Genomic DNA, 25595 nt, shown 5'->3' on the forward strand with positions numbered 1-25595 from the left:
GGTACCGCCCGGCGGTGCGTCAGCGCTGCCGGGCGTACGCGTGTCCGGCGGGCGCGGGCGCCTCGGCTGTCGGGGCCGCCGCCGCCGTCGGCGCCGCTGCCGCTGCCGCTGCCGCTGCCGTCACCGGCGGGACGGTCGTGGTGCGGCGCTGGGCGGCGGTCGACAGCGACAGCAGCGTCACCAGCGTTCCGAGGGTGAGCGCGAAGCCCACCAGGACGGCGATCTCCAGGACACCCGTGGCGCCCGAAACCGCCAGCAACGCCACGGCGGTGGCGACGACGGTGCAGGTGCCGAGGCAGATCTGAGCGGTGGTCGGGCGCGGCATGGCGATCGGTCCTTCGCACGTCGGGGGGAACGGGCGGGGGGAAACGGGGCGGTGCGTGCCGGTACGGTGCGGTGCGGTCCCGGCGCGGTACCGGTGCCGGAGTACTTCCCAGGACCCCTACCCGGTACGGGTGTTCGGTAAGTGCAGCCTAAGCCGACGGGCCCGGAGCACGGGGGGCGCACGGGCTCACTCCGGGGTCGCCCAGCCCACTCGGTACGGTGACCGGGACTGATCCGTTGACGCCCGACACCCCCGGGGGAACCTCCGTGCCCATCCCCGCCGACTGGCCCGCCACCGAGGCCGAGGCACTCGCCGAACAGGAACGCCTGCGCCCGCTCGTCCAGCCCCACGGCCCCGCCGCCGCCGGCGCCGACGACACGCTGATCGCCGGCGTGGACGTCGCCTACGACGACGACCGGGACCTCGTGGTCGCCGCCGCCGTGGTCCTGGACCGCGACACCCTGGCCGTCGTCGACGAGTCGACCGCCGTCGGACGGATCGCCTTCCCCTATGTCCCCGGACTGCTCGCCTTCCGCGAACTCCCCGCCGTGCTCGACGCCCTGGCCGCACTCACCCGCACCCCCGGCACCGTGGTCTGCGACGGCTACGGCCTCGCCCACCCGCGCCGCCTCGGCCTGGCCAGCCATCTCGGCGTGCTCACCGGCTTGCGCACCCTCGGCGTCGCCAAGACCCCGTTCGTCTTCGAGCACCACGAGCCCGACGCCGCCCGCGGCGCCTGGACCCCGCTCACCGACCCCGCCACCGGGGAGGAGGTCGGCCGCGCCGTCCGCACCCGGCCCGGCGTCAAGCCCGTGTTCGTCTCCGTCGGCCACCGCATCGGCCTGACCGAGGCGGTCGACACCACCCTGGCCCTCGCCCCGCGCTACCGACTGCCCGAAACCACCCGCCACGCCGACTCGCTCTGCCGCCGGGCCCTCGCCGCACTGCGGCGTACGGAGGACACGAACTGACGGTCCGGCAGCTCGGCTGCGGTTCGCCACGAGCGCCGTTCTGCTCGTCCGGCCCATGTGTTAGACATGTCTCTCCCGGGGCTGTGCACGACAGCACGGAACGGACGCACGGGGGAGGCGCCGGACGTGGCGACGGGGACCGGATCGACGGGCGGAGCCGGCAGCGGCTACCGCGTCGAAGTCGAGCAACTACGGGCCTTCGCGGCCCAGGTACGGCTACTGCTGGCCGAGTTCGAACGCCACGCCGACGGCACCCGGACCCACGGACAGAGCGCCGTCGGCAAGAACTCCTTCGGCACCTTCGCCGAGGCCACCGAACTGCACGGCCGGTACCAGACGATGCGCGACGGCCTGCGCGACGTGCTCAACCAGCTCCAGGAAGCCGTGGACGAGGCCCAGAAGAAGGCCGAGCTCACCGCCACCAACTACCAGGAGCAGGAACACCGCACCGCGGGCAAGCTGAAGCTCGACGGCGACGGCTGGTCGGTGGCCGCCCCGTCCGCCACCAGCACCGCCGCCTACACCCAGACGGTGGCCCCGCCCCAACGCCACGGCGGGAAGTCCGAACGATGAGCGCCGACCGGGAACAGCCCCGCGGGAACGGAGGCGGCCGCCCATGACGTACACCAACTTCAACGACTACAGCCACGCCGAACTCCGCAAGATGGCCCAGGCCCTGAACCCCGGAGAGGTGATGGCCGCCGGCGACCCCTGGCGCCGCGCCGCCGACACCCTCAAGGCCATCCGCGCCACCCTCACCCGGGCCAGCACCGAGGCCGCCGTCAGCTGGGAGGGCAGCACCAGCGACGCCTTCCACAGCCGCATGCTCAACCTCGCCGCCACCATCAACAACACGGCCTCCTACGCCAACGACGCCGCCAACACCCTCAAAGCCATGTCCGAGGCCATCGCCAAGGCCAAGCACGACATGCCCGAGGAGCCCAGCGGCTGGGAGCAGCTCAAGGACGGCGTCGGCGACACCGTCTCCTCCCTCTTCGGCGGCGACGACGAGGACAGCAGGACCGCCATCGCCGAACAGCGCAAACTCGAAGCCGCCGCGGTCATGCAGACCCTCGCCATGCACTACCGCGTCGCCGCCCCGATGCTGAAGCCGCCACCGCCGCTGGGGCCGGGACCTAACAAGCGTCGGGGGGACGACTATCAGGATGTCCCGTCACCTGATGATCAATCGGGAGCCTCGACGATCAGCGCGGTGATGGCCGGAGCCAGCTACACCACCGCGACCACGACGCCGACCACTGGCGGGTCCACACCAGCCCCGCAGCGATCTACCGGCCAGAACACCCCGAACGCCCAGAGCCGCCCGGCGACGGTCAAGCCGCTCGTACCGGCAGCACCGGTGGACTCGGGCATCAAGGGGGGTACCGCGCAGATCGCGCCGAAGCCCCCAACTGTCACTCATTACGGTCCGGGCACCGGGATCGACGGTACGAACATCGGCCTTCCGGCGACATCCGGCTCCAGTACGTCATTCCCGAACCCCGCTGGCTCCGCTGCCAATTCCGGACCGCAGACGGGAGTTCCGAACGTTCCTGCGGCCGGCGGGCAGGGGGGATCTCACATCGGCGGCGGGCCGAGTGTGGGGGGACGGGGAGTCTCGGTCGGCGGGCAGGAAAGGACGGGGACACCGATCAGGGATGCTTCCGGCCGGACCAGCGTTCCCGGTGAGGTCATGGCCCGAAGGGGCAAGGCCTTCGGCGCGGGTGAGGTGTTCGAGGGGGGCTTCGGCAGTGGTGGCCGGGCTTCCGGCGGCTCCCGGCCGGGCGGTGGTCTCCCGGGGCACACGGGTGGCGTCGTGGGCGAGGGCGGCCGATCGGCTCCCGGATCCGGTGCGAAGCAGGCCTTCACGGAGGGTGGCTCCGGCCTCGGCGCGCGGAGCCGGCCGAAGGGGGAACCGGGCGCCCACACCGGGGCCGGGATGGCGCCCGGTATGCCACTCGGAGACACCCGGCGGCACAAGAAGGACGAGGAGAAGGAGGGCAAGCGCCCTGCTTACCTCGTCGAGGACGAGGAGACCTGGGCGTCGGACAAGCCGGCCAACCCGAACGTGGTGGAATGACCCCTGTTCGCAGGTGGACAGGCCGATGATCGGTCGTCTCCTGGGCCGCCCGCCCAGGGGACGACTCGTTGAGTGAGGTGACCAGGCGTGACGAGCAGTCGGGTAGGGCGTGCGGCGACCGTGCTCGCTGCCGGAGCCCTGGTGTGGGGGGCAGCTCACCCACCAGCGATGGCGGATCAGATCCGAAATGCGCAATGGCCCTTGAAGGCCTTCGCCGCCGACACCAGAATCTGGCCGGTCAGTCAGGGCGATGGTGTCGTTGTTGCCGTGGTGGACGGTGGTGTAAGCCAGGACCACCAGGACCTCATCGGACAGGTACTGCCCGGCGCCGATTTCTCCGGAGCGAAGTCGGACGGGCGACTGGACAATGACGGCCACGGAACGGCCATGGCGAGTCTGATCGCCGGCACCGGACACGGAGCGTCGGCGGGAGTCATCGGCCTCGCACCGAAGGCGAAGATTCTTCCGGTCAAGATCAGGAGCACCGACGGTCTTCCGGAGGTCCAGCAGTCCGACCTTGCGCTGGCCGTCCGATTCGCTGCCGATCACGGGGTGCGGGTCATCAACATCTCCCTCGGGGGGTATGCGGGGACTGACACGCAGACGCGCGAGGCGATCGAGTACGCGGTCTCCAAGGACATCGTCGTCGTCGCGTCCGCCGGGAACAGCGGTAACAAGTCATCGCCGGTGGAGTACCCCGCAGCCTTCCCCGGCGTCGTGGCCGTCGCGGCTGTCGACGAGCAGAGCCGTGTCTGGGAGAAGTCCACCTTCGGACCGGAGACCACGATCGCCGCGCCGGGTGTCGGGATCTACCACGCATCAGCCACCTCTACGTCGAGCTACAGCGTCGGCAACGGCACCTCCGACGCCACCGCCTACGTCTCCGCCACTGCCGCGCTGATCCGGTCGAAGTACCCGGCGCTCTCCGCCGGGCAGGTCATCAATCGGATGATCAAGAGTGCGACGCCGCCGGTGGACGGTTCGGCGGTGCCCGACGCCCACTACGGGTACGGGGTCGTCGATCCGGCCAAGGCGTTGGAGGCGAATCCCGCGGTGGACGGCGGGTCGAGGGCGAACCCGTTGCTCGGGCGGGCGGAGTCGCAGGGGGCTCCGTCGGACTCCGCGGCGGCCGGGGACGACGGCTCGGCGCCGCCGATGGCGGCGCCGGTGCCCGGGGCCGGCGGGAACGCGGGGATCACGTACACGCTGATCGGGGCGGGCGGCCTTCTGGTCCTGGTGGTCGCGGGGGTGGGGGCGGGGCTGGCCGCGCGGTCGCGCAAGCGGCGCCGGGCCGCCGCGGCGGGGCCGTACCCGTACCCGCCGGGGTACGGCCCCGCGCCGCAGCAGCCGCAGCAGCCGCAGCAGCCCCAGCAGCCGCCCCGCTGGTGACCCGGGCGGGTGCGGGGCGTCCTCAGAGCCCGCGGTGCATGATGTGCAGGCCGACGTAGCCCTTGTGCGGGTGGTGGAAGGCCTCGGGGACGGTGGCGAGGATCTCGAAGCCGAGGGATTCCCAGAGGGCCACCGCGCGGTCGTTGGTCTCCACGACGGCGTTGAACTGCATCGCGCGGTAGCCGTCGGCGCGGGCCCGGTCCAGGACGTGGGCGCAGAGGGCGCGGGCGACGCCCCGGCCGGAGTGGCGGGGGTCGACCATGAAGCCCGCGTTGGCGACGTGCGCGCCGCCGCCGGCCTGGTTGGGGTGGCTCTCGGCGGTGCCCAGGACGGTGCCGTCCTCGTCGACGGCGACGAAGGTGCGGCCGGGGGCGGGTTTGAACCAGAGCGCGCGGGCCCGGTCCTCGTCGGTGTCGCGGTCCCAGCTGTAGGTCTCGCCGGCGGCGACGATCTCCCGGAGGAAGGGCCAGATGGCCGGCCAGTCGGCGGGGGTGGCTTCGCGGATCAGCATGGTGCCCAGCATGGACCGGAGGGCTCCGGTCCGGCCAGGGACTTTCGGACAGCCGGGGCGCGGGCGACGGCCCGGCTACGCGGCGACGGCGATCTGCTCGCGGTGGTGCGCCGGGGCGGCGGCCTCGTCGACCACGGCGACCGCGAGGTCGGCCTGGGCGATCCGCTCGCCGAGGACCTGCGGGCCGCCGACCCGGTAGCGGCCGGTGCCGGGCGCGCCGCGGTCGAGGTCGAGGGGCGGGGTGACGACGACCCAGTCCAGCGTGGTGGCCGACTCCCGCAGCCGGGCCAGCGCGCCGGAGTGGCCGAGCGAGAAGGCGCGGTGGGCCTCGGGGAAGGCGGGGTCGTCGTGGACGGCGGTACCGGGCGCGGTCTCCAGGGTGGTCGCGACGCCGACGTGGACCAGCCGGTGGACCTCGGCCGCGGCGAGGCCGGCCACCAGGGCGTCGGTGGCGGCCCGGTAGAACCGGGCGGACGGCACGTCGGGGGTGTGGACGGCGCTGACGGCGGCGGTGTGTCCGAGGGCCGCGGCGGCGACGCCGGCCTCGTCGGTGATGTCGCAGCGGACCACGGCGGCGCCGGTGTCCGCGAGGTCGCGGTGGCGCTCGGGGTCGCGGACGGCGGCGGTGACGGTCAGCCCGCGCCGGCGGGCCTCGGCGACCACGGCCCGTCCGACCTGTCCGCCCGCGCCGAACACGATCAGGTCCGTGCCGGTCTGGGTGCCGGTGCTGTTCATCGCGGTCTCCGTCCGCTCGTCGGGGGCGCTGTCGCCCGCCGTCGCCGTGACGGTAGACCGGGGGGTGCCGGTTACTTCAACGGTACCGGCGGTGGCCCGGTCGGACGCCGCGTCGGCTACCGTCGGGCCATGACGCCCACCGAGTCCGCACCGCTGACAACGGACTTCTTCGACCCGGACTGCCCGGTGCGGACGATCCCGGTCCTGGGCGGCAGGAAGTGGGCCTGGAAGATCATGCGCTGTCTGGAGGGCGGGCCGCGCCGCTTCTCCGAGTTGCGGGTGCCGCTGGTCGGCATCACCGCGAAGGTGCTGGCCGAGTCGCTGCGCGCGATGGAGTCCGAGGGCGCGGTGGTCCGCACCGAGTACGACGAGCACCCGCCGCGGGTGGAGTACGCCCTGACGCCGCTCGGCCGCACGCTGCTGGGGCCGATGGACGCGGTCTGCGCGTGGAGCCGCCAGAACCTGGCGGGCCTGTTGGAGGCGCGGGAGGCCTACGAGCGCGACGAGGCCGGACGCGCGGTCGGCGCGCGCTGAGCCGGCGCGCGCCGTGCCCGCGCGTACTCAGCCGGCGCGTACTCGGCCGGCGCGCGCTGAGCCCGTACGCGCCGCGCCCGCTTCGGCCCGGATGCCCCGCGCCCGGGGCCTGGCCGTATCTCGGCGGCCGATGGCGGTCGGACCGCTGGTGGGCGCGGTCCGGCCGCCGCCATCCTGGACGCATGACCAGCCCTGAGAACGCCGCCGCCCCGCAGACCGCCGCCCCGCAGACCGCCACCACCGGGCCGGCCGATGCCGTCGACCCGGACACGGTCGTTCCCGACACGGTCGTCCCGGACACCAAGGACTGGACCTGGGTGCTGGAGCGGACCTGCCCGGACTGCGGCCTGGACTCCGCGGCCGTGGCCCCCGAGGCCGTCCCCGGGCTGATCCGGGCCAACGCGGAGGCCTGGGTGGCGGTGCTGGCCGGTGACGAGGACGCCTTGCGCCGCCGTCCCCGCCCGGACGTCTGGTCCGGCCTGGAGTACGCCTGCCATGTGCGGGACGTCTTCCGGCTGTTCCACGTCCGGCTGAACCTGATGCTCGACCAGGAGGGGCCGGCCTTCCCGAACTGGGACCAGGACGAGACGGCGGTCGCGGACCGCTACCGGGAGCAGCGGCCCCGGGCCGTGGCGGCGGATCTGGCCGAGGCCGGGCGGGTCCTGGCGGACGCCTTCGAGCGGGTGACGGGCGGGCAGTGGCAGCGCACCGGCCACCGCGGTGACGGCGCGCGCTTCACGGTCGAGTCGTTCTCCCGCTACCTGATCCACGACCCGGTCCACCACCTGTACGACGTGACGGGCGAGCGGGTCTGATCCACCGGCCGTGGAGGCGGCGGTGGAGGCGGTGGTGGAGGCGGCCGGGTGGACGGCCGGGTGGCCGGGCGCGCTGCCGGGGCCCGGAGGTTCGGGAGGGGAGCGGGGGCTTCGCCGGGTTCACCAGCCGGAGGCCTCGCGGAGCATGGTGCGGCGGAGTCGGCCGGCCACGCTGGCGGTGTCGGTGCCGATGACGTCGGCGATCTCGGGCGCGGCGAGGCCGACGACGTAGTGCAGGATCGCCAGGTCGTCGTCGGCGGGGGGCTGGGGGTCGGCCGGTGGGCCGGCCTGGCGGGTGTGTTCACTGACGGTGCCGCGGAGGATCTGCCAGGCGTGCGCGGTGGGATTTGAGCTGCCCAGCAACTCGCGCCAGTGGACGGCGATTTCGGCGAAGGCCTGTTGGACCGCGCCGGCCGCCTCGGTGTGGTCCGGCAGCCATACCCGGGCGTAGCTGAGGTACCGGGGTCGGTGGAGTTCGCAGAAGGCCGCGAACTCCAGCGGTACGGCGAGCGGTTCGTCGGGCCCCGGGGGAGGCTCGGCGGTGCTGTCATGACGGTTGGTCATCTCGGCTTCTCGGCAAGTGAGATGGGCTTCTGACGGTCGATCATCTGTGCTCACTCTACGGTAGGCGCTCGGTGCGCTGGGTTACCAATCGGATTGAATGCCCGGAACGCACCGCCGCTCGGCCGGTTCCGGCGGTGACCGGATGCGGGCGGGCGGGCGGCGGGGTGGCGCGAGGCCGGTGGTGGAGTGGGGCACCGTGGTGCCGCAGGCGCGGATGTGGGAGCGTCGTGGCCGGTCAGCGGAGTGGGATGACGGGGTCGCGGGGCGGTTGATGAGCCACCGTAGGCGGTTCGGCGGCTCACGTCCACGCCCTCGGCGTGAAGCCGCGTCCGCGCTACCGGTCGCGCGCGCGGAGGGTCGGAGCAGGTGTTCGGATGGTCCCGGGGGCGGCTTCGCGCGGGGGTGCCGCGCTCGCGCCCACCGGGGGCGGCGCCGGGCGGTGGCCGGTGGGCCGGGCGGTGCCGTACGAGGCCGGTCGGGCCCGGGGTCGGGCCCGCGACGGGGGCGGTCGAGGTGGTGTGGTCGAAACGGGTGCGGTAGTGGTGGGTGCGGCGTTCTGACAGGTGCGGTCGGGACGGTGCGACGCGGTCCGGGACGGGCCGTTCGAGACGCCGCGGTGCGAGACGACAGGCGGGACGGCGCGGTGCGAGACGGCAGGGCGGGCGGTCCGGCCCCCTCCGGCCGCCCCTGTCCGTGTCGGTCGCGCCCCCGCCGCCCGGTGGTGGGCGACCGCGGTGCGCGGTAGGTCGTGCGTCGGTCGTCAGCCGGGTTGCCCGGCTTCGGCGGTGATGATCCGGTGGTCAGCCGCCGTGGTCCGTTCCAGCTGGGCGGGGAACGCCTCGACGGCCCGTCGCCGGGCCAGCTCGGCCGCCGCCGCGGCGGCGGCAGCGGCTCCGGCGGCTCCCGCGGCTCCGGCGGCTCCCGCACTGTCCGGTCCGGTGTCGCCGATCCTTCGCTCGCGGCCGACGGCGGTGCGGGCGGCCTGGTCCTCGGCCGCCTGTCTCGCGGCCAGGTAGGCCTGGACGGCGGCCATCCCGTAGACGGGCTGGATCAGCTGGTGGCCCTTGAAGAAGGGCCTGGCCGGGGCGAACCCGGCCGCGACCACCAGGTCGCGGATCTCGGCTATCTCCGCCTCGCTGCGGGCGGTGAAGCGAACCTCCCAGCCTTTTTTGTACGTATGGCCCTGTTCGCCGCTGCGGCGGGCCGGGTCCGGCCGGCGGACGTATCCGGGCAGGCGGCCAAGGCGGAGCTGGGCCGCGCGGAGGCCGGCGGTCTCGTCACGTGACATGCACCAAGGGTAGGCAATCCGGCGCGTGGGAGTGACTTCCGGAGGCGCTTCGGCGTATGCCCTTGGTCACTCACGGTCAGACGCGCTGGTCGTCGATCGTCTTTGATCAATGAAGACAAGCATATGATCACCCGTTCCGCCGAATGAGTGAGGGTATGAGGACTTTAGTGCGGACTGGTCCCGGTTTCGCGACGGTTGGGTAACAGTGCGTCAGGTGACCGATGGTCGGTCCGGGTGGTTGGGGATGGTGTCGGCATGAGCTACCGGATCCCCTCGCCGCCGCCCTCCCTGGAGGAACTGGCGAAGCGTCAGCAGAACGTCATCACCGCCAGCCAGCTGCGCGCCCGGGGCGTGCCGGCCCGGGTGGTCACCGGCCACTGTCGCCGCGGCGGCCCCTGGCAGCGGCTGTTGCCCAGGGTCTACCTCCTGCAGTCCGGCGAGCCGACTCCGGAGCAGCGGATGTGGGCGGCCCTGCTCTACGCCGCTCAGAACGGGCGCGAGGAGGGTCGCCGGGAGGGCGCCGTGATCACCGGCACGGCCGCGCTCGCGCTCTACGGCTTCGCCGCGGTGCCGCGGTTGCCCGCCGTCACCGGGGTGGACGTCCTGGTGCCCCGTCAGCGCCGTCTGAAGGATGCCGGCGAGGTCCGGATCCGGCGCACCGAAAGGGAGTTGGTGGCCAGCTCGGTGCACGGTCTGGCCTGTGCGCCGGTCGCCCGGGCGGTCGCCGACGCGCTGGGCGAGTGGACGGCCGAGGGGGTCGCGCCGGAGTTCGGCGAGGGCGCCGCGCCGGTGGTTCGCGCGGTACTGCGGGAGGCCGTGGAGCGCCCGGACATCCGCTGCACGGTAAGGGAGTTGGTCGCCGAGCTGACCGAGTCCGGACTGGCCGCCGACCTGCGGGTGCGGGCCGCTCTGGACGAGCTGCTGGCCACCGAGCGGGACGCGGTGCTGGAGCGGCTCGGCGTCCTGGTGGACGAGTGGCTGCTGCCCGCCCCGCTGGCCGGACCCGAGCTGCGGATGCGCGGCGGCACCTACGTCGCCGTCCCGGACCTCTACTGGCCGCGGGCCGGGGTGGCGGTCGAGGTCGACTCCGAACTGCGCTGCGTCAGCGAGGGGGAGGCCGCCTGGGTGCGCGGCGGCCAGCACCGGATGGAGTACCTCGGGATCCGGGTGGTGTACCTCTCCGGGGCGCGACTGGCCGCCGAGCCGGAGGCGGTCGGCGCCGAGCTGCGCGAGGCCTTCCGGCAGGGCGGCACCGACGTGGTGGAGCTGCTGGTCACCGAGCGGTGAGCCGGCGCCCTCCCGGGGCTCGGCCCCGTCCTCCCGGGGCTCAGCCCCGCGCCGCCGGGGCCCCGACCAGTTCGACGCCGGCCGCCCGCAGTTCCTCCAGCGCGGCGGCGACGGTGTGCGGCGAGACGCCGGCCGTCAGGTCCAGCAGGACGCGGGTGGTGAAGCCGGCCCGGACGGCGTCCAGCGCGGTGGCCTTGACGCAGTGGTCGGTGGCGAGCCCGACCACGTCGACCTCGGTGACCTGGCGCTCGCGCAGCCACTCGATCGGACCCCGGTCGTTCTCGTCGAATCCCTCGAAGCCGCTGTACGCCGCCGCGTAGGCGCCCTTGTCGAAGACCGCCTCGATCGCGCCGGAGGTGACGGAGGGCGCGAAGTTGGGGTGGAAGCCGACGCCCTCGGTGCCCGCCACGCAGTGCACCGGCCAGCTGGTGACGTAGTCCGGGTCGTCGGAGAAGTGGTCGCCCGGGTCGATGTGGTTGTCCCGGGTGGCGAGGACATGCTGGTAGCCGGCGCGGGACTCGGCGATCAGGTCGGTGATCGCGGCGGCCACCTCGGCCCCGCCGGCGACGGCCAGGCTGCCGCCCTCGCAGAAGTCGTTCTGCACGTCGACGACGATCAGTGCCCGGTGCATGGCTCGCATCCTCGGTTGTCTGGTGGGGCGGTGCGCCGGTTCTCCGCGCGCGCCTGGGGGAACTCTACGGTCGACTGTAGGCAGTGGCACCCGGGGGCGGAAGGCCCGGGGAGGACCCGGGCCCCGTACGGCCGGTGCCGCCCGCCGGTCAGACGATCAGTTCGGTCGGCAGGACCGGGTCGCCCTTGGACAGTTGGGTCGCCGACAGCGGCAGCCCGGCGAGGGCCCGGACGTGCCGCTCGCGCGCCGCGCTCAGCGGCTCCCGGCCGACCACTTCGCCGGCCCGCATCAACGGCACCTGCAGGAGGTACGGCTCCAGTTCGGCCGGGATCGGCCCGGTGCCGACCACCTCGGCCTCGGCGACGCCGTCCTGGTCGGGCCGGCGGGCCGCCCACTTGCGGCCGCCCACACTGGACTTGCCGCCCGCCGAGCGCTTGGCGACCGGCACCAGCGGACCCTGCGGCGCCTCGGCGCGGGCGACCAGCTTGTAGACCATCGCGCAGGTGGGGTGGCCGCTACCGGTGACCAGACTGGTGCCGACCCCGTAGCCGTCCACCGGGGCGGCGGCCAGCGCGGCGATCGCGTACTCGTCGAGGTCCGAGGTGACGATGATCCTCGTCTTGTGGGCGCCGAGCTCGTCCAACTGGCGGCGGACCCGGTGGGCCAACAGGGTGAGGTCGCCGGAGTCGATGCGCACCGCGCCGAGTTCGGGTCCGGCCACCTCGACGGCGGTGCGGACGGCCTCGCGCAGGTCGAAGGTGTCGACCAGCAGGGTGGTGCCCCGGCCCATCGAGGCGATCTGCGCCTGGAAGGCGTCCCGCTCGCTGTCGTGCACCAGGGTGAAGGCGTGCGCGGCGGTGCCGGTGGTCGGGATGTCGTAGGTGAAGCCGGCCTCCAGGTCGGAGGTGGCCGCGAAGCCCGCCACGTACGCGGCGCGGGCGGCGGCCACGGCGGCCTGCTCGTGGGCCCGCCGGGCGCCCATCTCGATGCACGGGCGTCCGCCGGCGGCGGCGGTCATCCGGGAGGCGGCGGCGGCGATCGCCGAGTCGTGGTTGAGGATCGAGAGGATCACCGTCTCCAGGATCACCGCCTCGGCGAAGCTGCCCTCCACGGTCAGCAGCGGCGAACCGGGGAAGTAGGCCTCGCCCTCCGGGTAGCCGTGGATGTCGCCGGTGAAGCGGTAGTCGGCCAGGAAGCGCAGGGTGTCCTCCTCGACCACGCCCTGGCCGGCCAGCCAGTCGAGCTGGGCGCTGGTGAAGCGGAAGTTCTCGACGGCGTCGAGGACCCGCCCGGTGCCGGCCGTCACGCCGTAGCGGCGGCCGCTCGGGAGGCGCCGGGTGAACACCTCGAAGACGGAGCGGCGGTGCGCGGCTCCGCTGCGCAGGGCGGCCTGCAGCATGGTGAGCTCGTAGCGGTCGGTGAGGAGCGCGGTCGAACCGGCCGCGCGCACGGAAGTGGCGTCCATGGGGATGATGCTACTACCACTTAGCGTCAGATTGACGATTTCTCGTCGGGGGCGTTCGTTCCCCCCGGGTCGGAATCGCCCGGAGGTCCCCCGGATGGCAGCATGGGGGCTGAAGGGGTATGTGCGGAGAGAACGGCGAGGAGGACCCGGCGGTGAGTGTCGCGCCCGTGGAGATCGAGCGCCCGGAGGTCGAAGGCCTACCGGTGGTGGAGCCGGACACGCCGTGGGTGACCATCGTGCACAACGACCCGGTCAACCTGATGAGCTACGTCCAGTACGTGTTCCAGGCCTACTTCGGGTACCCGAAGGACAAGGCCCGGAAGCTGATGATGGAGGTGCACAGCAAGGGCCGGGCGGTGGTCTCCAGCGGATCCCGCGAGGAGATGGAGCGCGATGTGCAGGCGATGCACGGCTACGGCCTCTGGGCCACGCTGCAGCACGACTGACCCGCGAACCGCGCCCCGCACCCCACCGAAGACGACGAAGACGGGCTGACCGATACAGATGGCTGGGTTGTTCGAGAGTGCCGGCGGCGGGAGCGCGGCGATCGCGCTGGACGAGCTGGAGGCCTCCATCCTGCGCTCCCTGGAGGTGCAGATGCTGGAGCTGATCGGACCGGGCCCGGGTGGTGACGCGGGGGGCGACCCGCTCGCCGCGCTGTTCGCGGAGGGGCCGAGCGAGGCTCCCGCCGACCCGGCGCTGGCCAGGCTCTTCCCGGACGCGTACGGCGATCCGGAGAAGCCGGACGACGCCGAGACCAGGGAGGCGGCCCGGGAGTTCCGCCGCTACACCGAGCTGGATCTGCGCGCCCGCAAGCGCGAGGACGCGTTGCAGGTGGTCCGCGCGCTGGACGGGCTCGGCGGCGAGGGCGGTGTGCTCAAGCTGGCCGCCGCCGACTGCCTGCGCTGGCTGGGCGCGCTCAACGACCTGCGGCTGACCCTGGGGGTGCGGCTGGAGGTCGCCGAGGAGGACGAGCAGGGTCTGTACGACCTGCCGGACACCGACGAGCGCAAGCCGCTGGTGATGGCCTACCTGTGGCTGGGCGCCCTCCAGGAGTCGCTGCTGGAGGCGATCGCGGACTGATCCCGCCCCGCTCCCGGGCCGCCGCGACCCCCGTCCGCATGCTGGACGGTGGGTCGCGGCTTTTCCTTTCAAAACGGGCGAAATTATATGAGGACATGCTCAAATATCGCTCAGATGAACACCGGTATCCGGAACCTGCGTGGTACGACTTCTCCACCCCACGAGACCCACCCAGGACGGTGCACCATGGCCGAGCAGATCTATGACGAAGTGGTCGACACCAAACCGGACGAGGAGGGCTACGAGCGGGGTCTGGGCAGCCGCCAGATCCAGATGATCGCCATCGGCGGCGCCATCGGCACCGGGCTCTTCCTCGGCGCCGGCACCGCGATCTCCAAGTCCGGACCGAGCCTGATCCTGTCCTACGCGGTGGCCGGCGTGGCCATCTTCGTGATCATGCGGGCGCTCGGCGAACTGCTCACCTACCGCCCGGTCTCCGGCAGCTTCGCCGAGTACGCCCGGGAGTTCCTGGGCCCCTTCGCCGGCTTCGTGACCGGCTGGACGTACTGGTTGTTCTGGGTGGTCACCGGCATGGCGGAGACCACCGCCGCCGCCGTCTACGTGAAGTTCTGGGCGCCCGACATCCCGCAGTGGCTCAGCGCGCTCACCTTCCTGGTCATCCTCTACGGGGCCAACCTGATCTCGGTGAAGCTGTTCGGCGAGATCGAGTTCTGGTTCTCGATGGTCAAGGTCACCGCCATCATCGGCATGATCCTGATCGGCATCGGGGTGCTGACCCTCGGGTTCAGCGCCGCCGGTGACACCGCGTCGATCACCAACCTCTGGGACGACGGCGGCTTCTTCCCCAAGGGGATCGGCGCCACCGTGATGACCCTGCAGATCGTCATGTTCGCCTACCTCGGCGTCGAACTCGTCGGCGTCACCGCCGGTGAGAGCGAGAACCCCCAGAAGACCCTGCCGCGCGCCATCAACACGCTGCCCTGGCGGATCGCGCTGTTCTACATCGGCGCTCTGGTGATCATCCTCTCGCTCGTGCCGTGGACCGAATTCCAGCCCGGCGTCAGCCCGTTCGTCGCCGCCTTCGGCAAGATCGGCATCCCCGCCGCGGCCGGCATCATCAACTTCGTGGTGCTCACCGCCGCGCTCTCCTCCTGCAACTCCGGCATGTACTCCACCGGCCGGATGCTGCGCGACCTCGCGCTGCGCGGCCAGGCCCCCGGGCGGCTCACCCGGCTCAACGGCCATCGCAGCCCGGCCGTCGCGATCACCGTCTCCGCGCTGATGATGGGCGCCGGCGTGGTGCTCAACTACCGCGTCCCGGCGAAGGCGTTCGAGTACATCACCTCGGTCGCCACCGTCTGCGGCCTCTGGACCTGGGCGATCATCCTGATCTGCCAGATCCGCTACCGGAAGGCCTGGCAGGGCGGGCACCTGCCGCCGCCGAGCTTCAAGGCCCCCGGCGGCCTGTGGAGCAGCTGGGCCGCGCTCGGCTTCCTCGCCCTGGTGGTCGTGCTGATCGCGCTCGACAAGGACAACCGGATCTCGCTGTACGTCTTCCCGGTCTGGGCCGCCCTGCTCGTCGTCGGCTACCAGGCGCTCAAGCGCCGCAGCCCGCAGGCCGTTCACGCCGTCGCCCACGACCACCTGCACGCCCGCGACGGTGACGGCGACGCCCACTGAGCGGCGCGCCCGACACGGTGCGAGACGGCCCGGACCGCCCCGTGGACGCCCCGGCGGACACCCGCCGGGGCGTGGCTATCCTGACCGCATGCTGACCATCACCCGAGAACTGCGCGACGCGATCGTCGCCCACGCCCGTGCCGACCACCCGGACGAGGCCTGTGGCGTGGTCGCCGGACCGGCGGGCAGCGGACGGCCCGAGCGGTTCGTCCCGATGCTCAACGCCGCCCGCTCGCCCACCTTCTACGAGTTCGACTCGGGCGACCTGCTGAAGCTCTACCGCGAGATGGACGACCGGGACGAGGAGCCCGTGATCGTCTACCACTCGCACACCGCCACCGAGGCCTACCCGTCGCGCACCGACGTGAGCTACGCCTCCGAGCCGTTCGCCCACTACGTCCTGGTCTCCACCGCCGACGGCGACGGCCCGGACGACCCGTACCAGTTCCGCTCGTTCCGCATCGTGGACGGCGCGATCACAGAGGAAGACGTCCAGGTCGTCGAGGCCTACCAGCCCTGACCGGCACCCCCCTGGGCGCGGCCCGCCGACCGTCCGAACGACGGCGGCGGGCCCGTGTCGTCTCAGTGGCAGAAACGGAAACATCCGAATTCCGAGACAGGCATGTCGGAGCGAGCCCGGGAATCTATACGATGAGCCCATGCGTTCCGTCGATGTGAGCACCCAGGCCCCGGGCACCCGCCTCGTGGCGCGCCTGCACGTCGACCTGTGCCGGCTCGCCAGTGCGATCTGTCCCGGCACGCCGGCGCGCTCGCGCTGAGCCGCCCGCCCGAGCCCGCCGCACGCCCTGCGCACCGGGCCCGACCCGCCCTGCCGCGCCCGCTGCGGCCCACCCACCTCACGACTCGCACAGGAGCGCACCCATGGCCATCGAGGTCCGCATCCCGACCATCCTCCGCACCTACACCGACGGCGCCAAGGCCGTCGAGGGCACCGGCAGCAACCTCGGGGAACTCTTCCAGGACCTCGACGCCCGCCACCCGGGCATCGCCGCCCGACTGCTGGACGGCGGCGAGCTGCGCCGCTTCGTCAACGTCTACCTGAACGACGAGGACGTCCGCTTCCTGGAGGGCATCTCCACCGCCCTCGCCGACGGCGACAGCGTCACCATCCTGCCCGCCGTGGCCGGCGGCGCACGCTGATCCCCGGCTCCCCCGCCCGCCGGCCGCGCGGGCGGGGGAGCCGTCGCACCCCACCCTCACCGCCGTTGCCGGAGGCACCCCTTGCGTTACGACAGTCCGCTCGAAGCCGTCGGCAACACCCCGCTGGTCCGCCTGCCCCGACTCTCCGCCGCCGTCCCCGGCAACGCCGACGGCCTGGTCACCCTCTGGGCCAAGCTGGAGGACCGCAACCCCACCGGCTCCATCAAGGACCGCCCCGCGCTGCACATGATCGAGCGCGCCGAGGCCGCCGGACTGCTCACCCCCGGGTGCACCATCCTGGAGCCCACCAGCGGCAACACCGGGATCTCGCTCGCCATGGCCGCCAAGCTCAAGGGCTACCGGATGGTCTGCGTGATGCCCGAGAACACCAGCGAGGAGCGCCGCGAACTGCTGCGCATGTGGGGCGCGGAGATCATCCCCTCACCGGCCGCGGGCGGCTCCAACACCGCCGTGCGGATCGCCAAGGAGATCGCCGCCGAGCACCCCGACTGGGTGATGCTCTACCAGTACGGCAACCCCGACAACGCCGGCGCCCACTACGCCACCACCGGCCCCGAGATCCTCGCCGACCTGCCCGCCGTCACCCACTTCGTGGCCGGCCTCGGCACCACCGGCACCCTGATGGGCGTCGGCCGGTTCCTGCGCGAGAAGGTCCCCGGCGTGCGGATCGTCGCCGCCGAGCCCCGCTACGACGACCTGGTCTACGGCCTGCGCAACCTCGACGAGGGCTTCGTCCCCGAGCTGTACGACGCCGAGGTGCTCACCACCCGTTTCTCGGTCGGCTCCGCCGACGCCGTCCGCCGCACCCGCGAACTCCTCCAGCAGGAGGGCATCTTCGCCGGCGTCTCCACCGGCGCCATCCTGCACGCGGCCATCGGCGTCGGGCGCAAGGCCGCCCTGGCCGCCGAGCGGGCCGACATCGTCTTCGTGGTCGCGGACGGTGGCTGGAAGTACCTCTCGACCGGTATCTACACGGCCGAGTCGACCGAGGCCGCCGTCGAGGCGCTCCAGGGCCAGCTCTGGGCCTGACGGCCCCGGCCGCTCAGGACGAGAGGGCGTTCCGCGCGCGGTCCCAGACCTGGCGGTCCACCACGCCGGCCCGGCGGCGGAAGGCCGTCAGCGGCACCTCGCGCAGCTCGTCGGTCTCCAGCCAGCTGGTGCGGCCGGCGCGGTCGCCCACCGAGCCCGGCGGCAGCGGCAGCACGCCGGGGCGGTCGGCGTGGTGCTTGCTGGTGATCTTGGCGACGGTGGCGGTGCGGCGGTTCACCCGCAGCACGAGGCACGGGCGGTCCTTCGCCCCGGGGCCGTCCTCGAACGGCACCTCGGCCCACCAGATCTCCTGCGGCGCCGGAGCGCCCGCCCGGCCGCGCGCCCGCGACCGCGACCGCGGCGGAGCCGTCGGCGCCGGGCCCCGGCGGGCCAGTCGCCGTGCCCGGATCCGGCCCCCCACCACGGCGCCCACCGTCGTGGCGACCGTCGAGAGCGCGAGCCACCAGTAGTTGGTCATGCCGCGAACCGTACCGGGGCGGCGCCCGGCACCACCACCGTCGCGGGCGTGACAGCCGATGGTTTGTCCGTGTCCTGCACCCGGTTCGTCACGGTATGACCACAGCGTCCGTTCGGTGGCCGTGCCGCCCCCGGAGGTGGAAAGGCTGATCGCGCACGTCCCCCCTGCATCCGGAGGTGACCCGTGAGCCGCAGCACCGACCTGTGGTCGTACGCCGAGATCGCCCGCCACATCAACGTCCAGCCGGAGACCGTCCGCAGCTACCGCCGCCACGGCCTGCTCCCCGACCCCGACGTCATCGACGACGGCGGACACCCCCGCTGGCACCCCGACACGATCAAGGCCTGGGCCCGCCGGCGCCCCGGCCACCGCTGAACCGACCGCGTCGCCCCCGGCCCCGGCGTTCTGGTGATTCCAGCCACAGCGCGGCACGGAGACGGGGGCAAAGTGCCCCTCCGCCCTTACTCTCGACACGCGAACGCAGTGCTACTCGCCGGTTCACCGGCCGGTACTGCCGTTGACCAGCAGCAGCCAGGACGTGTCGGGGCGGAGGGGCTCGGATGAAACTGACCGTGGTGGGGTGCTCGGGGAGCTTCCCGTCCGCCGACTCGCCGTGCTCCAGCTACCTCGTGGAGGCCGACGGCTACCGCGTCGTGCTCGACCTCGGCAACGGTGCCCTCGGTGCCCTGCAGAAGTACGTCAGTCTCTACGAGGTCGACGCCGTCCTGCTCAGCCACCTGCACGCCGACCACTGCGTCGACCTCTGCGCCTACTGGGTCGCCCGCAACTACCGGGCCGAGGGCTGCCCCGACCCGATGCCCGTCTACGGCCCGGCCGGTACCGCCGAGCGGATGGCCCGCGCCTACGACATGCCCGAGAACCCGGGCATGAAGGAGGTCTTCGACTTCCGCACCCTCACCCCCGGAGCCTTCGACCTGGGCCCGTTCCGGATCGAGGTGGCCCAGGTCAACCACCCCGTCGACGCCTTCGCCTTCCGGCTCGAACACGCCGGCCGTGCCCTCGTCTACTCCGGTGACACCGGCGAGAGCGCCGCACTCGTCGAACTCGCGCGCGACAGCGACCTCTTCCTCTGCGAAGCCGCCTACATCGACGGCCGTGACACCTACCGGGCCGTCCACCTCAACGGCCGCGAGGCCGGCGAACACGCCACCGCCGCCCGCGCCCGCCACCTCGTCCTCACCCACATCCCGCCGTGGACCGACGCCGAGCACAACCGCCGGGACGCCGCCGCCGCCTTCGCCGGCCCGGTCGACATCGCCCGGGCCGGCGCGGTCTACGAGATCTGAGCGGGCGCGCGGGCCCTCCGCCGGACACCCCGGCGGCCACCGGCTCACCCCACCGGTGTCAGCCAGTGCCGGTAGCGCGGGTCGGCGCCCGAGACCGCGGCCTCGTACGCCGCGCGCAGCCGGCCGGTGACCGGACCGGGCGCGGCCGGCAGCTCGCGGTCGTCGAGGGAGCGCACCGGGACGACCCCGGCCGCCGTCCCGCAGACGAACACCTCGTCCGCCCCGTAGAGGTCCGAGCGCAGCAGGGCCTCCACCCGGGTCGGCAGGTCGAGATCCCGGGCCAGCGTCAGCACGGTGTCCTGGGTGATCCCCTCCAGGGCGCCCGCGCTGGCCGGCGGCGTACGCAGCACCCCGTCGCGCACGGCGAACACGTTCTCGCCGGTGCACTCGCTCACCGAACCGTCCGGGCCCAGCAACAGCGCCTCGTCGTACCCCGCGTCCGTCGCCTCCCGGCGGGCCAGCACCGAGTTCAGATACGGACCGGTGGCCTTCGCGGCGGGCGGCACCGCGTTCGGGTCGTTCCGCCGCCAACTGCTCGTCTTGAGCCTGATCCCACCTTCCCCGCCCGGGAGTTGGGAGTGCCACTCCCAGCTCGCGATGGACGTCACGGTCGGCGAGAACCGCATGTCCAGACCCATCGAGCCGTACCCGAGGAACGCGAAGTGCCGCAGATAGCACGACCGGTGGCCGTTCGCGCGCACCAGATCCACCGTCGCCTTGGTCAACTCGTCGACACTGTAGGGAAGTTCCATGCGCAGCATGCGGGCGCTGCGGTCCAGCCGGCGCAGGTGCTCCGGCAGCCGGAACACCGCCGGACCGTCCGCCGTCGCGAACACCCGGGTGCCCTCCAGGACCCCCGTGCCGTAGTGCAGACCGTGCGTCAGCACATGCGTCCGCGCCTCGTGCCAGGGCACCAGCGCGCCGTCCAACCAGATCGTCGAAGCTTCGGTGAGAGCCATGCGCCCCATCCTGGCCACCGCTGCGCCGCAGGTCAGCCACCCCGGCACTGCCGGAACCGGCCATGACCGGGAGCGGAACCGACGCCGTCTCGCCCCTCGGAATCCGCCGACCGCCCGCCCCCGGCCTCACTACGCTGCGCCGATGGAGAGCCCCACCGGCGACGACGCCACCCAGCTCTACGCCCGGCTGCTCGCCGACCCCGGCGCACCGCCCCCCACCCCCGGCTGGGAGGGCGCCCGCACCGCCGCCGCCACCGCCGAACTCCGCGCCCTCGGCCTGCTCCAGCCCACCGCCGACGGCGCCCCCGGCCACGCCGCCGTCTCCGTCGACACCGCCCTGCGGCAACTCCTGCTCGACACCGACACCCGGGTCACCGCCCTCGTCGAGGCGCTGCGCCACGCCCGCGACACCGTCGAGCGCCTCCACACCGGCTACCTGCCGGTCCAGCACCGCCACCACGGCGGCGCCGCCCTCGAACTCGTCCGCGGCGCCGACCGGATCGCCGCCCTGCTGGAGGACGCCGCCCGCGGCGCCCGCGCCCAGGCGCTCTCCCTGCGGCCCGGCCAGGACTTCTCCGGCCCGGCGCTCGCGGGCAAGCTCGCCCGCGAACGGCTCGCCCTCGCCCACGGCGCCGCCCTGCGCTCCATCTACCCCGCCGCCGCGCTGCGCCGGCCCGCCGTGCTCGCGCACGTCCGGGAGCTGACCGGGGCCGGGGCGCGGATCAGGGTCGCGCACTCGCTGCCACGGTGGCTGATCGTGGTCGACGCCCGGCTCGCGATCCTGCCCGCGCCGGGAGCCGGAGCGGACGGCGGCGCGCCCCGGGCTCCGGGGGCGGAGCCCACCGACGCCGAGGCGGCGGCCGTGGTTCTCCGCGAGCCGGCCCTGGTCGCCTTGGTGGCGGAGCTGTTCGAGTACTTCTGGTCGGCGGCCTGGACACCGCCGGAACTGCTCACCGGGGCGGCGGAGACGACGGACCGCCAGGACACGGTGCTGCGCCTGCTCGCGGCCGGGCTGACCGACGCGGCGATCGCCCGGAAGCTGGAGGTCTCCGAGCGGACGGTGCGCCGGCTGGTCGCCGAGCTGACCGCCGACCTGGGGGCGGAGAGCCGCTTCCAGGCCGGTGTGCACGCGGCCCGCCTCGGCCGGATCTGAGTCCGGTCCGTGGCGGGCCGCGGGCCGGCGGGGTTCAGCGCCGGCCGGGCACCGGCAGGCCGAGGTGCTCGCGCAGCGTCGTCCCGGTGTACTCGGTGCGGAACACCCCGCGCTCCTGGAGCAGCGGCACCACCTGGTCGACGAAGTCGTCCAGGCCGCCCGGGGTGAGGTGCGGGACGAGGATGAAGCCGTCCGCCGCGTCGTTCTGGACGTGGCTGTCGAGTTGCGCGGCGACGGTCGTCGGGGTGCCGATGAAGGACTGCCGACCGGTCACCTCGATCACCAGCTCGCGGCTGCTGAGGTTCTTCGCCGCGGCCACCGCGCGCCACCGGGCGGCGATCTCCAGCGGATCCCCGAGCCTGGTCCGGCCCTGGACGAGGGTGCTGTCGACCACCGGGTCGGCGGCGGGCAGCGGTCCGTCCGGGTCGTGGTCGGACAGGTCGACGCCCCAGATCTGTTCCAGGAAGTTGATGGTGGTCTGCGGTCCGACCTGGGCGCGGCGGATCTCGGCGGCGCGCTCGACCGCCTCCTCCTCGGTGTCGCCCAGCACGTAGGTGACGCCGGGCATGATCTTCAGCTCGTCCGGCTTGCGCCCGTACGCGGCCAGGCGGCGCTTGACGTCGGCGTGGAAGGCCTGGCCCTCGGCGAGGGTCGAGTGCCGGCTGAAGATGATGTCGGCCGCGGCGGCGGCGAACTCCCGGCCCTCGTCGGAGTCCCCGGCCTGGATGACCACCGGGTGGCCCTGCGGCGGGCGCGGCAGCGAGAGCCGGCCCTCGACGTCGAACTGCGGGCCGCTGTGCCGCACGCTCTCGCCGTCCCAGAACTCCCGCGCCAGTTGGACGAATTCGGCGGCCCGGGTGTAGCGGTCGGCGCGGTCGAGGTAGCCGCCGCGGCGGAAGTTCTCACCGGTGAAGGCGTCGGAGGAGGTGACCACGTTCCAGGCGGCCCGGCCGCCGGAGAGGTGGTCGAGCGAGGCCAACCGCCGGGCCAGTTCGTAGGGCTCGTTGAAGGTGGCGTTGACGGTGGCGGCCAGCCCGAGGTGGGTGGTGACGGCGGCCAGCGCGTTGAGCACGGTGATCGACTCGGGCCGGCCGACCACGTCGAGGTCGTGGATCAGGCCGTTGACCTCGCGCAGCCGCAGGCCCTCGGCGAGGAAGAAGAAGTCGAACCGGCCGCGTTCGGCGGTCTCCGCGAGGTGGCGGAAGGAGGCGAACTCGGTCTGGCTGCGGGACGCCGGGTCGGTCCAGACCGTGGTGTTGTTGACGCCGGGGAAGTGCGCGGCGAGGTGGATCTGCTTCAGCGGTCGGTCCGTCATCGGGTCACCTCGGCGTGGGCGGCGGCGGGCGTGGTGGGAGCGGGAAGGGCGGCCGTCGGGGCCGGGCCGGCGGGGGCGTAGCGGTTGGCCGGGCGGGCCAGACCGAGGCGGTCGCGCAGGGTGGCGCCGGTGTAGCCGGTGCGGAACAGGCCGCGCTCGCGCAGGGCCGGGACGACGTGGTCGGCGATCGCGGCGAGGTCCCGGGCCGGGTCGGTGGGCACCAGGTGGAAGCCGTCGACGCCGCCCCCGCCCTCGGTGAGCTCCCGGGTCAGTGCCTCGGTCGCGGCGCTGTCGGGGAGGTCGGCGGTGAGCCGGGCGAGGATGCGCAGGCCTTCGCCCGCGCGCAGCCGCAGTTCGGTGGCCGCGGTCAGCCGGGCGGCCGGGCCGGGGGCGTCGAGCAGGACGACGTCCGCGTACCGGGCGGCCGTCTCCACCCGGGCCCGGCTGCCGGCCGGGGCGTCCGAGGCGAGGTCCGCGGCGGCGACCGGGACGGCGATCACCGGCCGTCCCTGCGGCGGACGCGGGGTGATGGAGGGGCCGCGCACCGAGAAGTGCGGGCCCTCGAAGTCGATGTAGTGGAGCTTGTCCCGGTCGATGAACCGCCCGGTGGCCACGTCGCGGATCTCCGCGTCGTCCTCCCAGCTGTCCCAGAGCCGGGCGGCGACCTCGGCGGCGTCGGCGGCCTCGGCCCAGAGCTCGTCCGCCGGGGCGACGCCCTTGCGGCCGAAGGCGCGGGCCTGCGCCTCGGTGTCGGAGACCCCGACCAGCCAGCCGGCCCGGCCCTCGCTCACCCAGTCCAGGGTGTTGACCGATATCGAGGTGTGGAACGGCTCGGTGTGCGTGGTGGTGACGGTCGGGACCAGGCCGAGTCCCCGGGTCTGCGGCGCGAGTCGGGCGAAGGTGGCGAGGGCGTCGAGCCGGCGCGGCTCGGGCGCGTAGGAGTCGTCGAGGGTGGCGAAGTCGAGCGTGGCCCGCTCGGCGAGGCGGGCGAGGGCGGTGAAGTGCCCGGCGTCGAAGCGGTCGGGGCTGTCGAGGGCGGCGGACAGGTGCAACTGGCGCGGCATGGCGTGGCCTTGACTTTCCTCGTGCGTGCGCGCTTCTGCTTGGGGTCGCGCGGAACGCAGCTGGATACGTGGCGGTGGCCCGGGTACGGGCTGACACGAGAGGGGAAGCGGGGGCCGGGGCGCGGCGGGAGGTCAGCCGGGCGGCGGCGGGGGGAACGGACGGTTCAGGCGCAACACGCGGCCGACCACACACGACCGAAGTCGATGTGGCAGCGGCTGACCAGGATGCGCGGCGCGTTCACCGCTTCAGTTGACCAGCGATGTCGTCGATTCGTCAACCGCCGTCCCAGCGGGTGGTCCGTGATCGCGGAGCCGCGCCGGGACGCGCGACGGCCCCGCCCCGCCGCTCGGGGGAGCGAGCGGCGGGGCGGGGCCGGGGGTGCTTCGGGTCGTTCCTCGGCGTCAGGCCTTGGTGACGTCCTCGATCTCCTCGTCGTCCTCGCGACCGGGGGTCTTGAGGTCGAACTTCACGATCGCGAAGCGGAAGAGGAAGTAGTAGAGCGCGGCGAAGGCGAGACCCAGCGGGATGATCATCCACGGGTCGGTGGCCTTGTTCCACGCCAGCAGGTAGTCGATCAGACCACCGGAGAACGTGAAGCCGTCGTGCACGCCCAGGGCCCAGGTGAGGGCCATCGAGACGGCGGTGAGCAGCGCGTGGATGACGTACAGCACCGGGGCGATGAAGACGAAGGAGAACTCGATCGGCTCGGTCACACCGGTGACGAAGGAGGTCAGCGCCAGCGAGAGCATCATGCCGGTGACGGCCTTGCGGCGGTGCGGCTTGGCGGTGTGGGCGATGGCGAACGCGGCGGCCGGCAGGGCGAACATCATGATCGGGAAGAAGCCCGACATGAACTGTCCGGCGCTCGGGTCGCCGGCGAAGAAGCGGGTCAGGTCGCCGTGCACGACGGTGCCGTCGGGCTTGGTGAAGTCACCGGTCTGGAACCAGGCGTAGGAGTTCACGAACTGGTGCATGCCGACCGGCAGCAGACCACGGTTGACCAGGCCGAACGCGCCCGCGCCGAAGGCGCCGGCACCGATCAGGGTGTCGTTCAGGCTCTTGATCGCGTCGCCGATCGGGCCCCAGGTCAGGGCGAACACGACACCGACGGCGGTGCCGACGAAGGCCATGATGATCGGGACGAGGCGGCGGCCGTTGAAGAAGCCGAGCCAGTCGACCAGCCGGGTGCGGTGGTACTTCTGCCACAGCACGGCGGAGAGCAGACCGATCACGATACCGCCGAGCACGCCCGGGTTCTGGTAGGTGGCGGCGGTGTACTTGCCGTCCACGACCGCGGCCTCGGTGACCGGGAACGCGGTGAGCACGTTCTTGTACACCAGGAAGCCGACGAGCGCGGCGAGCGCGGTGGAGCCGTCGGCCTTCTTGGCGAAGCCGATCGCGATACCCACCGCGAACAGCAGCGGCAGGTTGTCGAAGACGGCGCCGCCGGCGGTGTTGAACACCGCGGCGACCTTGTCCCAGCCGAGGCCGTCCTTGCCGAACACATCGTCCTGGCCGAGACGCAGCAGCAGACCGGCGGCGGGGAGAACGGCGATGGGCAGCTGGAGGCTGCGGCCGATCTTCTGCAGGCCCTGCAGCAGGTTCTGGCCGAACTTCTTGGTGGGGCTTGGCGTGGCCGGAGCCGCGGCGGGCGCCGGTGCCTGCGCAGACTGACTCATGGGGGTGGGTTCCTAACGGCAGGGCGGGTCGGTCGGGGGGTAGGTGCACAGAGGGCCGAACCGCGAACTGGTCTACACCACACGTGGTGTAGACCAGTTTTGTAGCACG

Annotated in this window: 29 protein-coding genes; 17 read left to right on the top strand and 12 right to left on the bottom strand. The window is 73.1% G+C overall.

What is annotated here, in order from left to right:
* Nucleotides 1-19 precede the first annotated feature (19 nt).
* The gene (locus ACFXHB_RS19455) at nucleotides 20-325 is read right to left on the bottom strand and encodes a hypothetical protein (RefSeq protein WP_380575683.1); all 306 of its coding nucleotides are present in this window, start codon (nucleotides 323-325) and stop codon (nucleotides 20-22) included.
* Between the two features lie 266 nt (nucleotides 326-591).
* Here ACFXHB_RS19455 and ACFXHB_RS19460 point away from each other — a divergent pair, with 266 nt between their 5' ends.
* The 4 genes from ACFXHB_RS19460 (at nucleotide 592) to mycP (ending at nucleotide 4765) form a co-directional block, all read left to right on the top strand.
* Nucleotides 592-1296 carry an endonuclease V gene (locus tag ACFXHB_RS19460; protein ID WP_380575685.1) on the top strand — a complete coding sequence of 235 codons (705 nt, stop codon included), beginning with the start codon at nucleotides 592-594 and terminating at the stop codon, nucleotides 1294-1296.
* A 126-nt stretch (nucleotides 1297-1422) separates the two neighbouring features.
* Nucleotides 1423-1869: a hypothetical protein gene (locus tag ACFXHB_RS19465; protein ID WP_380575686.1), complete on the top strand. Its 447-nt coding sequence runs from the start codon at nucleotides 1423-1425 to the stop codon at nucleotides 1867-1869.
* A 43-nt stretch (nucleotides 1870-1912) separates the two neighbouring features.
* Complete coding sequence (locus tag ACFXHB_RS19470) at nucleotides 1913-3376, top strand: WXG100 family type VII secretion target (protein WP_380575688.1); 1464 nt, start codon at nucleotides 1913-1915, stop codon at nucleotides 3374-3376.
* Between the two features lie 168 nt (nucleotides 3377-3544).
* Nucleotides 3545-4765, top strand: a complete 1221-nt coding sequence (mycP, locus tag ACFXHB_RS19475; RefSeq protein WP_380575689.1) for a type VII secretion-associated serine protease mycosin — start codon at nucleotides 3545-3547, stop codon at nucleotides 4763-4765.
* A gap of 22 nt (nucleotides 4766-4787) precedes the next feature.
* On the opposite strand, the gene ACFXHB_RS19480 is transcribed toward mycP, so the two are convergent.
* The gene (locus ACFXHB_RS19480; protein WP_380575691.1) at nucleotides 4788-5276 is read right to left on the bottom strand and encodes a GNAT family N-acetyltransferase; all 489 of its coding nucleotides are present in this window, start codon (nucleotides 5274-5276) and stop codon (nucleotides 4788-4790) included.
* A 75-nt stretch (nucleotides 5277-5351) separates the two neighbouring features.
* Nucleotides 5352-6011 carry an NAD(P)-dependent oxidoreductase gene (locus ACFXHB_RS19485; RefSeq protein ID WP_380575693.1) on the bottom strand — a complete coding sequence of 220 codons (660 nt, stop codon included), beginning with the start codon at nucleotides 6009-6011 and terminating at the stop codon, nucleotides 5352-5354.
* Nucleotides 6012-6140: 129 nt separating this feature from the next.
* On the opposite strand from ACFXHB_RS19485, the gene ACFXHB_RS19490 reads away from it, so the two are divergent.
* Both ACFXHB_RS19490 and ACFXHB_RS19495 read left to right on the top strand, forming a co-directional pair.
* Complete coding sequence (locus tag ACFXHB_RS19490) at nucleotides 6141-6545, top strand: winged helix-turn-helix transcriptional regulator (RefSeq protein ID WP_380575694.1); 405 nt, start codon at nucleotides 6141-6143, stop codon at nucleotides 6543-6545.
* A 182-nt stretch (nucleotides 6546-6727) separates the two neighbouring features.
* Nucleotides 6728-7360 carry a DinB family protein gene (locus ACFXHB_RS19495; RefSeq protein WP_380575696.1) on the top strand — a complete coding sequence of 211 codons (633 nt, stop codon included), beginning with the start codon at nucleotides 6728-6730 and terminating at the stop codon, nucleotides 7358-7360.
* 120 nt (nucleotides 7361-7480) lie between these two features.
* Here ACFXHB_RS19495 and ACFXHB_RS19500 read toward each other — a convergent pair whose 3' ends face one another.
* Both ACFXHB_RS19500 and ACFXHB_RS19505 read right to left on the bottom strand, forming a co-directional pair.
* Entirely contained in the window at nucleotides 7481-7924 is a 444-nt protein-coding gene (locus tag ACFXHB_RS19500) for an RNA polymerase sigma factor (RefSeq protein ID WP_380575698.1), read from the bottom strand.
* Nucleotides 7925-8684: 760 nt separating this feature from the next.
* The gene (locus ACFXHB_RS19505; protein ID WP_380575699.1) at nucleotides 8685-9212 is read right to left on the bottom strand and encodes a hypothetical protein; all 528 of its coding nucleotides are present in this window, start codon (nucleotides 9210-9212) and stop codon (nucleotides 8685-8687) included.
* A 255-nt stretch (nucleotides 9213-9467) separates the two neighbouring features.
* On the opposite strand from ACFXHB_RS19505, the gene ACFXHB_RS19510 reads away from it, so the two are divergent.
* A complete protein-coding gene (locus tag ACFXHB_RS19510) occupies nucleotides 9468-10499 on the top strand; it encodes a hypothetical protein (RefSeq protein WP_380575701.1) in 1032 nt (343 codons plus the stop codon).
* Nucleotides 10500-10539: 40 nt separating this feature from the next.
* Here ACFXHB_RS19510 and ACFXHB_RS19515 read toward each other — a convergent pair whose 3' ends face one another.
* Both ACFXHB_RS19515 and ACFXHB_RS19520 read right to left on the bottom strand, forming a co-directional pair.
* On the bottom strand, nucleotides 10540-11130 hold the full coding sequence (locus ACFXHB_RS19515) for an isochorismatase family protein (RefSeq protein WP_380575703.1): 591 nt from the start codon (nucleotides 11128-11130) through the stop codon (nucleotides 10540-10542).
* A 148-nt stretch (nucleotides 11131-11278) separates the two neighbouring features.
* Nucleotides 11279-12595 carry a nicotinate phosphoribosyltransferase gene (locus tag ACFXHB_RS19520; RefSeq protein WP_380575705.1) on the bottom strand — a complete coding sequence of 439 codons (1317 nt, stop codon included), beginning with the start codon at nucleotides 12593-12595 and terminating at the stop codon, nucleotides 11279-11281.
* A gap of 152 nt (nucleotides 12596-12747) precedes the next feature.
* On the opposite strand from ACFXHB_RS19520, the gene clpS reads away from it, so the two are divergent.
* The 7 genes from clpS (at nucleotide 12748) to ACFXHB_RS19555 (ending at nucleotide 17530) form a co-directional block, all read left to right on the top strand.
* Complete coding sequence (clpS, locus tag ACFXHB_RS19525; protein ID WP_380575707.1) at nucleotides 12748-13041, top strand: ATP-dependent Clp protease adapter ClpS; 294 nt, start codon at nucleotides 12748-12750, stop codon at nucleotides 13039-13041.
* Nucleotides 13042-13099: 58 nt separating this feature from the next.
* Nucleotides 13100-13678: a DUF2017 domain-containing protein gene (locus tag ACFXHB_RS19530; protein WP_380575709.1), complete on the top strand. Its 579-nt coding sequence runs from the start codon at nucleotides 13100-13102 to the stop codon at nucleotides 13676-13678.
* Nucleotides 13679-13864: 186 nt separating this feature from the next.
* Nucleotides 13865-15319 carry an amino acid permease gene (locus ACFXHB_RS19535; protein WP_380575710.1) on the top strand — a complete coding sequence of 485 codons (1455 nt, stop codon included), beginning with the start codon at nucleotides 13865-13867 and terminating at the stop codon, nucleotides 15317-15319.
* 88 nt (nucleotides 15320-15407) lie between these two features.
* Nucleotides 15408-15839: a Mov34/MPN/PAD-1 family protein gene (locus ACFXHB_RS19540; RefSeq protein WP_380575712.1), complete on the top strand. Its 432-nt coding sequence runs from the start codon at nucleotides 15408-15410 to the stop codon at nucleotides 15837-15839.
* A 139-nt stretch (nucleotides 15840-15978) separates the two neighbouring features.
* On the top strand, nucleotides 15979-16098 hold the full coding sequence (locus tag ACFXHB_RS19545; protein ID WP_327677307.1) for a putative leader peptide: 120 nt from the start codon (nucleotides 15979-15981) through the stop codon (nucleotides 16096-16098).
* A gap of 103 nt (nucleotides 16099-16201) precedes the next feature.
* The gene (locus tag ACFXHB_RS19550; protein ID WP_030394231.1) at nucleotides 16202-16480 is read left to right on the top strand and encodes a MoaD/ThiS family protein; all 279 of its coding nucleotides are present in this window, start codon (nucleotides 16202-16204) and stop codon (nucleotides 16478-16480) included.
* A gap of 81 nt (nucleotides 16481-16561) precedes the next feature.
* Complete coding sequence (locus ACFXHB_RS19555) at nucleotides 16562-17530, top strand: PLP-dependent cysteine synthase family protein (RefSeq protein ID WP_380575714.1); 969 nt, start codon at nucleotides 16562-16564, stop codon at nucleotides 17528-17530.
* A gap of 13 nt (nucleotides 17531-17543) precedes the next feature.
* Here ACFXHB_RS19555 and ACFXHB_RS19560 read toward each other — a convergent pair whose 3' ends face one another.
* The gene (locus ACFXHB_RS19560; RefSeq protein ID WP_380575715.1) at nucleotides 17544-18008 is read right to left on the bottom strand and encodes a type II toxin-antitoxin system PemK/MazF family toxin; all 465 of its coding nucleotides are present in this window, start codon (nucleotides 18006-18008) and stop codon (nucleotides 17544-17546) included.
* Nucleotides 18009-18191: 183 nt separating this feature from the next.
* Here ACFXHB_RS19560 and ACFXHB_RS19565 point away from each other — a divergent pair, with 183 nt between their 5' ends.
* Both ACFXHB_RS19565 and ACFXHB_RS19570 read left to right on the top strand, forming a co-directional pair.
* Nucleotides 18192-18383, top strand: a complete 192-nt coding sequence (locus tag ACFXHB_RS19565) for a MerR family transcriptional regulator (RefSeq protein ID WP_380575717.1) — start codon at nucleotides 18192-18194, stop codon at nucleotides 18381-18383.
* 185 nt (nucleotides 18384-18568) lie between these two features.
* Entirely contained in the window at nucleotides 18569-19315 is a 747-nt protein-coding gene (locus ACFXHB_RS19570; RefSeq protein WP_380575719.1) for an MBL fold metallo-hydrolase, read from the top strand.
* A 44-nt stretch (nucleotides 19316-19359) separates the two neighbouring features.
* Here the strand turns inward: ACFXHB_RS19570 and ACFXHB_RS19575 are convergent, their stop codons facing one another.
* Nucleotides 19360-20274 carry a branched-chain amino acid transaminase gene (locus ACFXHB_RS19575; protein WP_380575720.1) on the bottom strand — a complete coding sequence of 305 codons (915 nt, stop codon included), beginning with the start codon at nucleotides 20272-20274 and terminating at the stop codon, nucleotides 19360-19362.
* A 142-nt stretch (nucleotides 20275-20416) separates the two neighbouring features.
* Between ACFXHB_RS19575 and ACFXHB_RS19580 the strand changes: the two genes are divergently transcribed.
* On the top strand, nucleotides 20417-21427 hold the full coding sequence (locus ACFXHB_RS19580; protein ID WP_380575722.1) for a LuxR C-terminal-related transcriptional regulator: 1011 nt from the start codon (nucleotides 20417-20419) through the stop codon (nucleotides 21425-21427).
* Between the two features lie 34 nt (nucleotides 21428-21461).
* On the opposite strand, the gene ACFXHB_RS19585 is transcribed toward ACFXHB_RS19580, so the two are convergent.
* The 3 genes from ACFXHB_RS19585 to ACFXHB_RS19595 form a co-directional block, all read right to left on the bottom strand.
* Nucleotides 21462-22742: an LLM class flavin-dependent oxidoreductase gene (locus ACFXHB_RS19585; RefSeq protein WP_380575723.1), complete on the bottom strand. Its 1281-nt coding sequence runs from the start codon at nucleotides 22740-22742 to the stop codon at nucleotides 21462-21464.
* On the bottom strand, nucleotides 22739-23806 hold the full coding sequence (locus ACFXHB_RS19590; protein WP_380575724.1) for an LLM class flavin-dependent oxidoreductase: 1068 nt from the start codon (nucleotides 23804-23806) through the stop codon (nucleotides 22739-22741). Before ACFXHB_RS19590 ends, ACFXHB_RS19585 begins: the two co-directional genes overlap by 4 nt.
* 402 nt (nucleotides 23807-24208) lie before the next feature.
* Nucleotides 24209-25486 (bottom strand): PTS transporter subunit EIIC, encoded by a 1278-nt coding sequence (locus ACFXHB_RS19595; protein WP_380575726.1) that lies wholly within the window; start codon nucleotides 25484-25486, stop codon nucleotides 24209-24211.
* Nucleotides 25487-25595 lie beyond the last annotated feature (109 nt).

Origin of the sequence: Kitasatospora sp. NPDC059327, assembly GCF_042752535.1 — a bacterium.
Taxonomy (GTDB): Bacteria; Actinomycetota; Actinomycetes; order Streptomycetales; family Streptomycetaceae; genus Kitasatospora.